At 63.4% G+C, this 14,300-nt stretch carries 11 protein-coding genes; 1 reads left to right on the top strand and 10 read right to left on the bottom strand.

Translation table 11 applies throughout. The features are described from left to right. Positions 1 to 11: 11 nt before the first annotated feature. The 4 genes from AC0L21_RS13350 to AC0L21_RS13335 form a co-directional block, all read right to left on the bottom strand. Positions 12 to 1,472 (bottom strand): flavin-containing monooxygenase, encoded by a 1,461-nt coding sequence (locus AC0L21_RS13350; protein WP_473262042.1) that lies wholly within the window; start codon positions 1,470 to 1,472, stop codon positions 12 to 14. 158 nt (positions 1,473 to 1,630) lie between these two features. Continuing rightward, positions 1,631 to 3,052, bottom strand: a complete 1,422-nt coding sequence (ahcY, locus tag AC0L21_RS13345) for an adenosylhomocysteinase (protein WP_473262040.1) — start codon at positions 3,050 to 3,052, stop codon at positions 1,631 to 1,633. A 200-nt stretch (positions 3,053 to 3,252) separates the two neighbouring features. After that, on the bottom strand, positions 3,253 to 4,449 hold the full coding sequence (metK, locus tag AC0L21_RS13340; protein ID WP_007601978.1) for a methionine adenosyltransferase: 1,197 nt from the start codon (positions 4,447 to 4,449) through the stop codon (positions 3,253 to 3,255). A 61-nt stretch (positions 4,450 to 4,510) separates the two neighbouring features. Continuing rightward, entirely contained in the window at positions 4,511 to 5,866 is a 1,356-nt protein-coding gene (locus tag AC0L21_RS13335) for a hypothetical protein (protein ID WP_027519010.1), read from the bottom strand. A gap of 172 nt (positions 5,867 to 6,038) precedes the next feature. Between AC0L21_RS13335 and AC0L21_RS13330 the strand changes: the two genes are divergently transcribed. Next, entirely contained in the window at positions 6,039 to 7,757 is a 1,719-nt protein-coding gene (locus AC0L21_RS13330) for a caspase family protein (protein WP_473262038.1), read from the top strand. Between the two features lie 170 nt (positions 7,758 to 7,927). Here AC0L21_RS13330 and AC0L21_RS13325 read toward each other — a convergent pair whose 3' ends face one another. The 6 genes from AC0L21_RS13325 to AC0L21_RS13300 all read right to left on the bottom strand — a co-directional run bounded on the left by AC0L21_RS13325 (position 7,928) and on the right by AC0L21_RS13300 (position 13,789). Beyond that, complete coding sequence (locus AC0L21_RS13325; RefSeq protein WP_473262036.1) at positions 7,928 to 9,046, bottom strand: cobalamin-independent methionine synthase II family protein; 1,119 nt, start codon at positions 9,044 to 9,046, stop codon at positions 7,928 to 7,930. 21 nt (positions 9,047 to 9,067) lie between these two features. After that, complete coding sequence (locus tag AC0L21_RS13320) at positions 9,068 to 9,784, bottom strand: ABC transporter ATP-binding protein (protein ID WP_027519013.1); 717 nt, start codon at positions 9,782 to 9,784, stop codon at positions 9,068 to 9,070. Further along, entirely contained in the window at positions 9,777 to 10,532 is a 756-nt protein-coding gene (locus AC0L21_RS13315) for an ABC transporter ATP-binding protein (RefSeq protein ID WP_473262034.1), read from the bottom strand. Before AC0L21_RS13315 ends, AC0L21_RS13320 begins: the two co-directional genes overlap by 8 nt. After that, positions 10,529 to 11,557: a branched-chain amino acid ABC transporter permease gene (locus AC0L21_RS13310; RefSeq protein ID WP_473262032.1), complete on the bottom strand. Its 1,029-nt coding sequence runs from the start codon at positions 11,555 to 11,557 to the stop codon at positions 10,529 to 10,531. The genes AC0L21_RS13315 and AC0L21_RS13310 overlap by 4 nt, the downstream gene beginning before the upstream one ends. Before the next feature lie 8 nt (positions 11,558 to 11,565). Beyond that, positions 11,566 to 12,435: a branched-chain amino acid ABC transporter permease gene (locus AC0L21_RS13305; protein ID WP_473262030.1), complete on the bottom strand. Its 870-nt coding sequence runs from the start codon at positions 12,433 to 12,435 to the stop codon at positions 11,566 to 11,568. A gap of 163 nt (positions 12,436 to 12,598) precedes the next feature. Then, complete coding sequence (locus AC0L21_RS13300) at positions 12,599 to 13,789, bottom strand: ABC transporter substrate-binding protein (protein WP_473262028.1); 1,191 nt, start codon at positions 13,787 to 13,789, stop codon at positions 12,599 to 12,601. Between the last annotated feature and the right edge of the window lie 511 nt (positions 13,790 to 14,300).

Below are 14,300 nucleotides of genomic sequence, written 5' to 3'. Positions count from 1 at the left end.
GGTCGTCGCGATCAGGAATATTGCATCACGCCGTCGTCGATCCGGCCGAACCGCAAGGAGACGATGTCGAGCGCGTAGTTCTGGTAGAGCCGCCACGGCTGCTTCGAGCCTTGCTTCGGCATCTTTGCGACCGAGCGCTGCACATAACCCGAGGTGAAGTCGAGCGACGGCTGCGCGGTAATCGAGGGATCGTCATTGTGCGGCATGCACTGCCGGAAATTATGCCGGTCCATGTAGTTGATGAGGCGGCAGACATATTCGCAGGTGAGGTCGCATTTCAGTGTCCATGACGCGTTGGTGTAGCCGAAGGCGGAGGCCATGTTGGGCACGTCGGCATACATCATGCCTTTGTAGGTCAGCGTATTGGCGAAATCGACGGTGCGGCCGTCGACACTGATGTCAAGACCGCCGACGACCTGGAGCACCAGTCCCGTCGCGGTCACGATGATGTCCGCCGCAAGCTCGCTGCCGTCCTTCAGGCGGATACCGCCGTGGGTGAACGTGTCGATCTCTTTGGTCACCACGGAGGCGCGCTGCTCGCGGATCGCCTTGAACAGGTCGCCATCCGGCACGAGGCAGAGCCGCTGGTCCCACGGATTGTAGCGCGGCGTGAAATGGGTCGCGACGTCGTAGTCGGGGCCGAGCGCCATCTGCACGCCCTTGAGAACCAGCTCCTTCACCTTCGCAGGGCGGCGCCGACTGAGCTGGAAGAAGAACATCCCCCACATCACGTTGCGCCAGCGGATCAAATGATAGGCAAGCCGCGTCGGCAGATTGCGCCGCAATCTGTTGGCGACGGGATCCTGCGCCGGCCGTGACACCACATAGGTCGGCGAGCGCTGCAGCATGGTGACCTGCGCGGCCGTCTTGGCGAGCTCCGGCACCAGCGTCACGGCCGTCGCGCCCGAGCCGATCACAACGACGCGCTTGCCGGCGCAGTCGATGTCGTCGGACCATTTCTGCGGATGCACGATGCGGCCGGCGAAATCGGCGACGCCCGGAAACTCCGGCGTGTATCCGGCCTCGTATTTGTAATAGCCCGAGCACATGAACAGGAAATTGCAGGTGAAGCGCACGATTTCGGTAGCGCCCTCGCCGGTGATGCGCTCGGCCTCGACGGTCCAGCGCGCCTCACTCGTCGACCACGCCGCACGTTTGACGTGATGGCGGAAGCGGATGTGCTTCTCGATGCCGTTCTCGGCCGCGGTTTCGCGAACGTAGTTGAGGATTTGCGCGCCGTCGGCGATCGCCTTCGGATCGGTCCACGGCTTGAAGGAATAGCCGAGCGTGAACATGTCGCTGTCGGAGCGGACGCCGGGATAGCGAAACAGGTCCCAGGTGCCGCCGATGCAGTCGCGCCCCTCGAGGATGACATAGCTCTTGCCCGGGCATTTGGTCTGAAGATGATAGCCCGCGCCGATGCCGGACAGGCCGGCGCCGACGATCAGCACGTCGAAATGGTCTTGAGCCATTGTTTCCTCCGCAGCCAGCAATTGTCTGACCGGGATCATCCCTAGTCAACCGGCAATCGGCCCTGTCACAACCGGGAGGAGACACGTCGGCGCGCTCAAAACAACAAAGCCCCGGATCGCTCCGGGGCTTTGCGTCGATAATAGATGCGATCAGCGGATCAGTACCGGTAGTGGTCGCTCTTGTACGGACCTTCCTGCTTGACGCCGATGTAGTCGGCCTGGTCCTTGCGCAGCTCGGTGAGCTTGACGCCGATCTTGGCGAGGTGCAGGCGCGCGACTTTTTCGTCGAGCGACTTCGGCAGCACGTAGACTTCCTTCTTGTACTTGCCGTCCTTGTTGTTGGCGAAGAGCTCGATCTGCGCCAGCGTCTGGTTGGTGAAGGACGCCGACATCACGAAGGACGGATGGCCCATCGCATTGCCGAGGTTCACGAGGCGGCCTTCCGACAGCATAATGATGCGGTGCTTGTCGGGAAATTCGATCTCGTCGACCTGCGGCTTGATGTTGGTCCATTTCAGGTTGCGCAGACCCGCGATCTGGATCTCGTTGTCGAAGTGACCGATGTTGCAGACGATGGCGCGATCCTTCATCGCGCGCATGTGCTCGATCGTGATGATGTCCTTGTTGCCGGTCGCGGTGACGAAGATGTCGGCGCGGGGCGCGGCGTCTTCCATGGTCACGACTTCATAGCCTTCCATCGCCGCCTGCAGCGCGCAGATCGGATCGACTTCGGAGACCAAGACGCGGCAGCCGGCCTGGCGCAGCGAGGCGGCCGAACCCTTGCCGACGTCGCCGAAGCCCGCAACCATCGCGATCTTGCCGGACATCATCACGTCGGTGCCGCGGCGGATGCCGTCGACCAGCGATTCACGGCAGCCGTAGAGGTTGTCGAACTTCGACTTGGTGACGCTGTCGTTGACGTTGATGGCCGGCCATAGCAACGTGCCGGCCTTCTGCATGTCATAGAGACGATGCACGCCCGTGGTGGTCTCTTCGGAAACGCCCTTGATGCTCTTGGCGATCTCGGCGAAGTAGCCCTTCGGCTTCTCCTTGAGCTGCTTCTTCAGAAGCGCGAAGAAGACTTCCTCTTCTTCCGAGCCCGGCTTGTCCAGGAACTTGGTGTCGCCGTTCTCGGCGCGCAGACCGAGATGGACGTACATGGTGGCGTCGCCGCCGTCGTCGAGGATCATGTTCGGGTGACCGCCGCCGTGCCAGTCGAACAGCTTGGCGGTGTAGTCCCAGTATTCGATAAGGCTCTCGCCCTTGACGGCGAACACCGGAATGCCGGCGGCGGCGATCGCCGCCGCCGCGTGGTCCTGCGTCGAATAGATGTTGCAGGAGACCCAGCGGATGTCGGCGCCGAGCGCGGCCAGCGTCTCGATCAGCACGCCGGTCTGGATTGTCATGTGCAGGGAGCCTGCGATACGCGCGCCCTTCAGCGGCTGCTTCGGGCCGTACTCCTCGCGGGTGGCCATCAGGCCGGGCATCTCGGTCTCGGCGAGGGAGAGCTCCTTGCGGCCGAAATCGGCGAGCGAAATGTCCTTGACGATGTAATCGGTGAAGCCGGGCTTCGCGTTCATGTCTGTTTCCTAGTGGTGGGTCTGGCGTGTCAGTAACGAAGCAAACGAAGCGCCTTGCGGCACAGTCTTCTCCCTCTCCCCGTTCTTACGGGGAGAGGGCTGGGGTGAGGGGCTCCATCCGCGCACTGAGCCAGTGGAGAGTCCCCTCACCCGCCGCTTCGCGGCGACCTCTCCCCGCAAGCGGGGCGAGGTAAGAGCGTTTAGACCGCGCGCTTGAGCGCTTCGACGAGATCGGTCTTCTCCCAGGAGAAGCCGCCCTCGTTGTCGGGGGTACGGCCGAAATGGCCATAGGCGGAGGTGCGCGCGTAGATCGGGCGGTTGAGATCGAGATGGCTGCGGATGCCACGCGGGGTGAGATCCATCGCCTTGGCAGCGGCCTTCTCGAGCTGTTCCTCCGACACCTTACCGGTGCCGTGGGTGTCGATGTAGATCGACAGCGGACGCGCCACACCGATGGCGTAGGCGAGCTGTAATGTGCAGCGATCCGCAAGACCGGCCGCGACGATGTTCTTGGCGACGTAGCGTGCCGCATAGGCGGCCGAGCGGTCGACCTTGGTTGGATCCTTGCCGGAGAACGCGCCGCCACCGTGCGGAGCCGCGCCACCATAGGTGTCGACGATGATCTTGCGGCCAGTCAGGCCGGAATCGCCGTCGGGACCGCCGATGTAGAACTTGCCGGTCGGGTTGATGTGCCAGATGGTCTTCGCAGTGATCCATTCCTTCGGCAGCGCCTCGCGCACGTAGGGCTCGACGATGTCGCGAATTTGCTTGGACGAGATGTCCTCGACGAGATGCTGATGCGACACCACGATCTCGCGCACGCCGACCGGCTTGCCATTCTCGTACTGCACGGTGACCTGGCTCTTGGAGTCCGGGCCCAACACCTTCTCGCGGCCGGAGTGGCGCGCTTCCGAGATGAGGCGCAGGATCTTATGGGCGTAGAAGATCGGCGCCGGCATCAGATCCGGCGTCTCGTTGGTGGCGTAGCCGAACATGATGCCCTGGTCGCCCGCGCCCTCTTCCTTGACCTCGCCCGGCTGCAGCGCATCCACGCCCTGCGCGATGTCGGCGGACTGCGGATGCAGCAGGATCTCGATGTCGGCCTTCTGCCAGTGGAAACCTTCCTGCTCGTAGCCGATGTCCTTGATCGCGGCGCGCACGACGCCTTCGATCTGCTCGTTGGTGACGGATGCGGGACCGCGGGTCTCACCGGCGATCACGACCTTGTTGGTGGTCGCGAGCGTTTCGCAGGCGGCGCGAATTTGCCAGGGATCGATGCCGGCTTTCGGTCCTTCGCGGTAGAACAGATCGACGATCTCGTCGGAGATCCGGTCGCACACCTTGTCCGGATGGCCTTCGGACACGGACTCGCTGGTGAAGAGATAGGACGCGCGCATCAGTAACCCCTTGTTCCGCCGCTAGCTGGCGGGCGTTTGCGATGTTTAGCTTTGAATGATGTCAATCACGCCGGCGCGAGATGACGTAGGATTCGTCGAGAAACCAGAGCCCATTGTACTTTCGCAGCACGTCCCTGGCGGCATCCAGAGTGCGGCCGTTTTGAGTCATTTCCGTCAACCGGTCGTCCTCAATCTGAGCGACATACACCGCCGCATTCCAGGCTGCAAAGGCCGTCGAGGTTCCGATAGTGCCTGTCACCTCGTTGGGCAGCGCTTCCATATCATACCTGAAGATCGAGCGGTTATCAGCGTAAGCATTAAAATTTAAGTCGCGGCCCACCGAGCCGAGCTCGTACTTCACCGCGCGCAATAGCTCATGACGGCTCACCGAGAAAGGATTTTCTCCGGGCCAGATCGCCTGGATCATCTCCATGCCCGGATCCTGCCCGTGGGAGTGAATTCCGATCAGGCGGCCGCCTGCCCGCAAGGCCCGCGCCAGGGGCGCAATGATCCGTTTTGCCCGGAAATTGACCGAGGACAGCGCCCGGTATGGCTGGGATGCAATAACGAGATCGAAATTGGCCTCGGCCTGGCCCGGCCGTGGAATGGTCGAATCGAGCAAAAACCGCTGATCTTCACGGTAGAGCACCAGCACGACAGGCCGCTCATAGAGCGGCATCCCCGTGCGCGGGCTGACCGCCGCGCGCCAGTTCTGCTCCAAAAACGGCTTCAACTCCGCGATTTGCGTCTCGAACTCGCCCGAGGAAGCCCCCCGCAGGGGAACCTCGTGCCAGACTGTCGCGGCGGCCGCCGCAGGCGATGCCGGCGTGAGCCAGGGCGCCTCCGCGTAAAGCATGTTGGTAAAAACGAACACCGAGGCCGGATGCTCGAAAATGCGGTCCGGCACCTTGTCCAGCGTCAGGCGGAGGTCCTCGAGACTGAGCTCCTTGCCGGCGACATAGAAGGGCATGTGCGGAAAGCGCTGATGCATCGCGCGCAGCACGCGGGCCAGCACCGTGCCGTCGCCAACGCCGGCATCGAACACGCGCAGCGCCGGCGGCCGGGGATGGATGCTGGCAAGCTCCAGCGCCACGCGCTCGGCGACCACCCGCTTCTCACTGCAAGTGTGGACAAACAGCAGGTATTTCTGCCGGTTCTCAAAAAAGCGGAAATTGCCGCGCGGATCGCGCTTTTCGGGGGGCACCTGAAGCCCCCGCGGCGGCGGCACGCCGCCGGCCATCGACGCGGCCATGTAGGCTTGGATTCGGTCCAGCGTGTCGATCGTGATGCGCTTGCCCTCGCGCAGGCGGTGCACGAGCTTCCCATCGTTCACCGCGCGCCGGCCAAACGTCGACTCCGCCATGTCCGCCTTACGGCAGAACTCGGTGATTTGGCTCAGGATTTCGTCATTCTTCATGAAGTGGGACGCGGTGGGCAGGAAGGTTGGGTAGCACCTCCTAGCAAAATCTGCCCACTAAGGGAATAGGGATAGAGCCGCCCCCGTTGCCGTGTGCACAACAGCCAGGCCGTGAACCACCATGCCCTGCCGGGCAACAAACAGACGCCTCTCCTCAACGGGACCACCACCGATGCGTCGCCTGCTCGTCGCGCTTTGCCTGCTCGCCGCAACGCTGTGGTCGGCGCCCGCTTTTGCGCAGGCGCGCAACCAGCTTGGGCCGCTCTGCACCACCGACACCACGCCGGCGGACCAGATGATCGACGCCTGCAGCAAGATCATCGCGCTGAAGGTGTTCAAAGGCGAGCAGCTCGCAACGGTCTACTTCTGGCGCGCGGTGGGCTGGAATAAGAAGGGCGATTACGCCAAGGTCATCACTGACGCCACGGAAGCGGTCCGGCTCCATCCGAGCCAGGCCGTCTACAACCTGCGCGGCTCGGCGTATTACGACAAAGGCGACTACGAGATCGCGGTCGCCGATTTCGACGATGCGCTGAAGCTTGGCCCGCCTGATGGCACCATCTTCCACAATCGCGGCAATGCCTGGCGCGGCAAGGGCGACTACGCCAAGGCCATTGCCGATTACGATATGTCGATCAAGGCCGATCCCAGATCGGCATTCTCGTTCCAGAACCGCGGCATCGCGAAGGAGGCACTCGGCGATCTCGACGGCGCGCTGGCCGACATCAACCAAGCGATCCGACTCGACCCGACGCTGCCGCAGCCGCTGATCAACCGGACTGCGATCTGGCGTGTCAGAGGCGATTACGATCGCGCGATTGCCGACGGCAGCGAAGCGATCCGGCTCGCAAGGGAGAAGCCGCCGGTCAACATCATGACGCCGCCGAACAGCGTTCTGGTCTCGGGCTACACCCATCGCGCGCTGGCCTATGAGGCGAAAGGCGATTACGCGCACGCGAGGGACGACTACAAGGCGACGCTGGCAATCACGGCTTCAGATGCCGGCAGCAAGGCCAATCAAGCCACCGCAAAGGTGCGGCTGTCGCTGATCACCGACGCAAGCGCACCGATCCCGCGCGATGCGCCGTCACCGACGACCGAGCCGGCACAGGCACCGGCTCCCCAGCAGACGGGTGCCGCGCCGCCCCCCTCGCCTGCTCCGGCCGCGCGCGGCACGCGCATGGCGCTGATCATCGGCAACGGCGCCTATGCGCATGTCAAGGCGCTGCCCAATCCGCCCAATGACGCGCGCGCCGTCGCGAAGAGCCTGCGCAACATCGGCTTCACTGTGTCAGAAGGCGTCGATCTCGACCGCGCAGCGATGCAGAAGATGACGCGTGACTTCTTGCGGGAGGCGGCGCGGGCGCAGGTCGTGGTGGTCTACTATGCCGGTCACGGCGTGCAGGTCGAGGGCCGCAACTATCTCATTCCCGTCGACGTCGAACTCAAGCCGGGCGCGAGGATGACGGACGCGATGATCGACATGGACACGATCATGGCCGGCCTCGACGACCAGGTCCGCACCAACATTTTGATCTTCGATGCCTGCCGCAACAATCCGATGGCACAGCAGGTCGCATCGGCCGGCACCAGCCGCGCCATCGAAGCTGCCTCGGGCCTCGCAGCGCCAACGAGCCTGGGCGCCGGCGCGACGCTCGGCGCCGGCACGCTGATCGCTTTCGCCACTGCGCCGGGCCAGGTCGCGCTTGACGGTGAAGGCGCCAACTCGCCGTTCTCCGCTGCGCTCTCCCGCCATCTCGGCACGCCCGGCCTGGAAGTGCAGCAGATGCTGACGCGGGTGCGGGCGGAGGTGGTGTCGACCACGAAGAGCAAGCAGGTGCCGTGGTCGAACTCGTCGCTGCTGGGAGAGGTTTATCTGGCGGAGAAGTGAGGGGCGTTTGTATCCCGCTTACAGGAGCGCGATGCCACCCGCCACTCGTTCGGTGTCATCGCCCGGCCTGACCGGGCGATCCAGTAGTCCGAGATAGCGAGAGATGCGGAAAAGCTGCTGCGTACTGGATTCCCCGCTTTCGCGGGGGATGACAATGAGCGAGTGGAGCCTTATTGGCCCCACACTTCCTTCGCGATCTCCACGGCGAGGCTGAGCTTGGCCCACTGCTCCTCTTCGGAGAGGACGTTGCCCTCCTCCGTCGAGGCGAAACCGCACTGCGGGGAGAGTGCGAGCTGCTCCAGCGGGGCGAACTTGGCGGCTTCCTCGAGACGGCGCTTGATCGCGTCCTTGTTCTCGAGTTCACCGAACTTCGAGGTGATGACGCCGACCACGACGACCTTGTTGCCCTTGGGCAGGAAGCGCAGCGGCTCGAAGCCACCGGCGCGGTCGCTGTCGTATTCGAGGAAATAACCGTCGTAATTGGTGCCGGCGAGCATGGTCTCGGCAACCGGTTCGTAGCCGCCTGAGGAAATCCAGGTCGAACGGAAATTGCCGCGGCAGACATGCGTCGTCACCACCATGTCGGCGGGCTTCTCCGCCAGCGCGTAATTGATGACGCGCGCATAGATCTGCTGGAGACCCTCGGGATTGTCGCCGCGCTCGCGCGCCTTCTGCAATTCGTCCGGCGAGCAGAGATAGGCCCACACGGTGTCGTCGAACTGGAGATAGCGGCAGCCGGCGTCGTAGAACGCCTTCACGGCCTTGCGGTAGGTCTTGCCTAGGTCTTGGTAGAAGGCGTCGAGATCCGGATAGACGTCCTTGGAGATCGCCTTGCGGCCGCCACGGAAGTGCAGCACCGCCGGCGACGGGATCGTCATCTTGGCGGTGACGTGGGCCTGGTCGGCGACCTTCTTCAGGAAGCGGAAGTGATCCAGCATCGGGTGGTTATCGGGGAAATCGAGTTTGCCGATCACGCGCACCGCGTCGTGCCGGGTCTCGACGCCCGCGAACTGGATGCCGGTGTCGGGATGAAACATTTCGCAGCCGGTGAGCTTGGCCAGGAAGTCGAAATGCCACCAGGAGCGGCGGAATTCGCCATCGGTTGCGAGCTTCAGGCCGAGCGAGGCCTGCTTATGCACGACCTTCTCGATCTCCATGTCCTCGATCTTGCGCAGATCGTCGGCTGAGATCTCGCCCTTCTCCAGCCTGGCGCGGGCTTCCTTGATCTTGGCGGGACGCAGGAGGCTGCCGACCTCGTCGGCGCGGAAGGGGGCTTTGGTTCGCTGCATTCTTAAACTCCCGTGAATTTTTTAGTGGGCCGCCGCCCCTGCAACGCCGAGGTGGCGCTCGAGGACCGACGGGTCGGCCTTCAGCGCGGCGCTCGGGGCGTCGTGGACGATCGTTCCGCGCTCCAATATCACAACACGGTCTGCCAGCCCCAGAATCTTTTGGGCATTCTGCTCGACGATGATCGAGCAGATGCCGCCGGCCCGCGTGATGGTCCCGATCGCCTTCAAGAGCTCCTCGACGATAATGGGGGCAAGGCCCTCGGTCGGCTCGTCCAGGAGGAGCACTTTCGGATTGAGGGTCAGCGCGCGGCCGATTGCCAGCATCTGCTGCTCACCGCCGGAGAGCTGGTTGCCAAAATTGCTCCGCCGCTCCTTCAGCCGCGGGAACATCTCGTAGACCCTCTCGACGGTCCAGGGACCGGGCTGGGCCACTGCGGACATGTTCTCCTCCACCGTGAGCGAGCGGAAGATGTTGCGCTCCTGCGGCACCCAGCCGATCCCGGCGCGGGCCCGCTGGTCGGGCCGCAAGGTGGTGACGTCGGTACCGGCCAGCCCGACAGTGCCGGAGAAGCGCCGGGTGACGCCGACGATCGAGTTGATCAGCGTGGTCTTGCCGGTGCCGTTGCGCCCCAACAGCGCCAGCACCTGGCCTTCGGCAAGACGCAGCGACATGTTCGGCAGCACCACGGCTTCGCCGTAGCCGGCGCGAAGCGAGTCGATCGCGAGCAGGTCAGACATTGACCGCCTCCTCGCCGAGATAGACCGCCTTGACCTGCGGGTCGCGCGCGACCTGCTCGGGCGGGCCTTCGGTGAGCAGGGCGCCGGAGACCAGGACGGAGATGCGGTCGGCGAAGGAGAACACGAGGTCCATGTCGTGCTCGATCAGCAGCACGGTCACGTCGCGCGGCAGGCTGCCTACGACGGCGAGGATGTCGTGGCGCTCGCTCTCGGGCACGCCGGCGGCGGGCTCGTCCAGCAGCAGCACGCGCGGCTTGGCGGCGATCGCCACCGCGATCTCGAGCAGGCGCTGCTTGCCATAAGGCAGCGTCACCGTCTGTTCGTTCATCGCATCGAGCAGGTGGAAGCGCGTCAGGAGGTCGGCGATCTCGCCGTTGACGTCGCTGCGCGTGCCCATCCGCCGCCACCAGTCGCCGCCATGGCCGAGGCGCTCGGAGACAGCGAGACCGATGGTTTCGAGCGGGGTCAGGTCGGGATAGAGCTGGTTGATCTGGAAGGTGCGCGACAGGCCGCGCAACACGCGCGTGTGCACGGGCAGATCGGTGATGTCCTGGCCTTCGAGCAGGATACGGCCCGAGTTCGGCTTGAGCACGCCGGTGAGCTGGTTGATGACCGTGGTCTTGCCGGCGCCGTTCGGGCCGATCAACGCGTGGCGGGCACCTTGTTCGATTTTTAGCGACAAGTCGCGGGTGACACGCAGACCGCCGAATTGCTTTTCGAGATTTTGGGTTTCGAGCGCGATGGTCATGCGTCGCTCTCCGGCACGGCGACGACGGCCTTGCGCCCGGCTATCTGCTTGATGACCAGATTGGGCAAATACAGCATCCAGCGATGCAGGCGCTGGCGGCCGACCAGGACGATCACGACCAGCACGAGGCCTATCCAGAACTGCCAATATTGCGGGGTGATGGTCGAGAACAATTCCTGGAGCATACGAAATAGCACCGCGCCAATCAGCCCGCCATAGAGATAGCCGGTGCCGCCGATCACGAGCACCAGCATCAGGTCCGCCGAGCGCTCGAAGGAGAACACGTCGAGCGAGGCGATCGCGGTGGTCTGGGTGAACAGCGCGCCTGCGATGCCGGCATAGAATGCCGCGAGCGTGTAGATCGCAATCAGGCGGCGGTTGACGGGGATGCCGATGGCGGCCGCGCGGAGCGGGTTGTTCTTGATCGCCCGCAATGACAGACCGAACGGCGAGTGCACGACGCGGCGAGCGAACAGGAACAACAGAAACAGAACGGCGAGCGAATAGAAGAACCCGGTCTTGCCGAACATGTCGAATGGGATCTCGCCGAAGATCGGCTGCATCTCGATACCCTGCAGACCGTCGGTGCCACCGGTGATGTTGGAGAAACGTTCGGCCAATGCCTCAAGCAGCAACGCGATGCCGAGCGTCACCATCAGCCGCGTCAGATCGACGCCGCGGATCACGAGGAAGCTGGTGGCGAAGCCGAGCACCATCGCGACAAGGCCGGCGACGACAAGCGCAAGCACGGGCTCATTGATGATCCCGTGCAGCGCAAGAAGCCCGGCGGCGTAAGCGCCGACGCCGAAGAAGGCGGCATGGCCGAGCGAGACGATGCCGGCGTAGCCGAGGATCAGATCGAGCGACATCGCAAACAGCGCGAGCCGCAGGATATCCGTCATGATCAGGTAGCGCGTAGGAAATACGAAGCCGCAGGCCAGCACGATCAGCCAGAAAGCGGCCTCGCCATAGTGCCAGCGTGCCTGGCGCTGGGCGTGATAGCCGACGTCGGAGGAGGCGCTCATCGGGGAACTCAACGCGCGGCCGTGCGGCCGAACAGACCGTTCGGGCGCCAGATCAGGATCACGATCATCATGGTGTAGATCACGAAAGGTCCCATCTTCGGGACGTAATATTTGCCGGCGACGTCGCCGATGCCGAGCAGCAGCGAGGCCAAAAACGGGCCGGTGATAGAAGACGAGCCGCCGACGGTGACCACGATCAGGAAGTAGATCATGAACTTCAGCGGAAAGTACGGGTCGAGGCCGAGAATCTCGGCGCTCAGCGCGCCGCCGAGACCGGCCAGGCCGCAGCCAAAGGCAAATGTGAAGGCGAACACCTGCGGGACGTTGATGCCAAGGCCGCTCGCGGCGCGGGGATCGTCGACCGCGGCGCGCAGGCGGCTGCCGAACCGCGTCTTCGCCAGCACCATCTGGAGCGCAATGGTGAGCAGCCCGCAGATCACGATGATCATCAGCCGGTAGCGGCCGATGCCGACGCCGAACACGTCGAACTGGCCCTGGAGCGCGGTCGGCAAGTTGATGAAGACCCGCGACGAGCCCTGGATGTAATCGACCGCCGCGACCGACATGAAAGTCAGGCCGATCGTGAACAGCACCTGATCGAGATGGCCGCGCGCATAGAGGTGTCGGTACAACGTGCGCTCGAGGACGATGCCGATCGCAGCAGAGGAGACGAAGGCAAGCGGCAATGCAGCGAAGAATGGCCAGCCCATCCGGTTGACCAGCACCATGCAGACATAGCCGCCGGCCATGGCGAAGGCGCCATGGGCGAGGTTGACGAAGTTCATCAAGCCGAGCGTGACCGCGAGCCCGCAAGCCAGCACGAACAGCAGCATGCCGTAGGCAACGCCATCGAACAGGTTGGTGAGGATTGAGGTCATCGTCTCAGCTTGGAGTTATCGTCATGGCCGGGCTTGTCCCGGCCATCCACGTTCTTGGTTCGGTTCTCGCGTGGATGCCCGGGTCAAGCCCGAGCATGACGAGAGTGGCGGGCGAGATCCCCGATGCGCGCTACGCGCGCTGGGGATGACGCGCTTTCGCGCGTCACTTCTTGGTCTTGCCGAGATCCTTGACGGCCTCGAAGGTCGCGAACTCGACGTTGTAGAGCTCGCCGTCAACCTTCTCGACCTTCCGGATGTAGATGTTCTGCACGATGTCGCGCGTCTCGGGGTCGATCGAGATCGGCCCGCGCGGGCTCTCCCACTTCTGGCCCTTCATGGCTTCGACCAGCTTGGTGCCGTCGGTGTCGCCATTGGTCTTCTTCAACGCTTCGTAGATCAGGTGAATGCCGTCATAGCCGCTCACCGCCATGAAGCCCGGCCGGTTTCCGTACGCCTTCTTGTAGGCCGCGACGAAATCCTTGTTCATCTGCGAGGGATGCGCCGCCGAATAGAGGTGCGCGGTGACCGTGCCCAGCACGGCGTCGCCCATGTTGTTGAGGAGGTCGTCGTCAGTCACGTCGCCCGGTCCGATCACCTTGATGCCGGCCTTGTCGAGTCCGCGTTCGGCATACTGCTTCATGAAGTTACCGCCCTGGCCGGCCGGCACGAACACGAAGATCGCGTCAGGCTTGGCATCCTTCATACGCTGGAGGAACGGTGCGAAATCGGGATTGGCAAGCGGCGTCTTCACCTCTTCGACCACCTCGCCGCCACCGGCGGTGAAGTTCTGCTTGAAGAAGTTGAGCGCGTCATTGCCCGGCGCGTAGTCCGAAGTCAGGGTCGCCACCTTCTTGATGCCGTTTTTCACAGCCCAGTCGGCGATGATGGTGGAGGACTGCGCCAGCGTGAAGCTGGTGCGCACGATATAGGGCGAGCGCTCGGTGATGATGGAGGTGCCGGCTGCCATCACGACCTCCGGGATCTTGGCTTGCGTGGCCAGCGGCGCCGCCGCGAGCGCGGCCGGGGTCACGCCGAAGCCGGCGATGAAATGGACCTTGTCGTTGACAATCAGCTCCTGCGCGGCGGTCTTGGTCTTGTCCGGAATCGCAGCATCGTCCTTGAGGATGATCTCGATTTTCTTGCCGGCGACGGTGTCGCCCTTCTGCTGCATGTAGAGCTTGATCGCGTTCTCGATCTGCTTGCCGGTCGAAGCCTGACCACCGGTCATCGGCAGGATCAGGCCGACCTTGACGCTGTCCTCGGCCTTGGCCGGAGCGATGGCCACCAGGCCTGCGATGGCGGTAGCTGCTGCGGCCCAAATAGTCTTACGAGACAGTTGTTTGCGTTCGAACATCAGATGTCCCTCCCCTTCATTCCTGATCTCTTGTGCGTCGGACCGAGTGCCCGGTCCTTCCCTTTAAGTTTAGCTCACGCACGCGTGATGCCGCGCGCCACATGGCGTCTTTCGCGCCCTTATTGTCAATCGGACGTTTGGCGACCATTCGGCGCAAGCCGAGCCTTCCGATTGCCGACGGCAGAAGCGATATCGAGTCACGTCGGGGTAACCCCGGTATCGTGATTGTCGTCGCCATCATTTGTACGATTGTACAAACAAAATGGACCTGTCAACGAAAAAGCCCTATCTCCCGATCAAGGCACTTTGTGGCGATCCCTTGCCGCAGTCTAGAAGCGCTGCCGGCCGGGTGGATGGAGGATTTCGTCTTTTGTTTGCAGAATTTGAACATCGGCAAGGCCTGGGTCGGCACACTACGGTATCAAATTACCCACCTCGAATAAGTCTATTTTACCTTGTTGAAGGCTACTCTCCCGACGACAGCCTAACCTGGCGTCCAACACGACTGACC

Source organism: Bradyrhizobium sp. WSM4873, assembly GCF_055811355.1.
The sequence above is the reverse complement of the archived record's forward strand: the minus strand, read 5'-3'. Positions and strand labels throughout refer to the sequence as shown.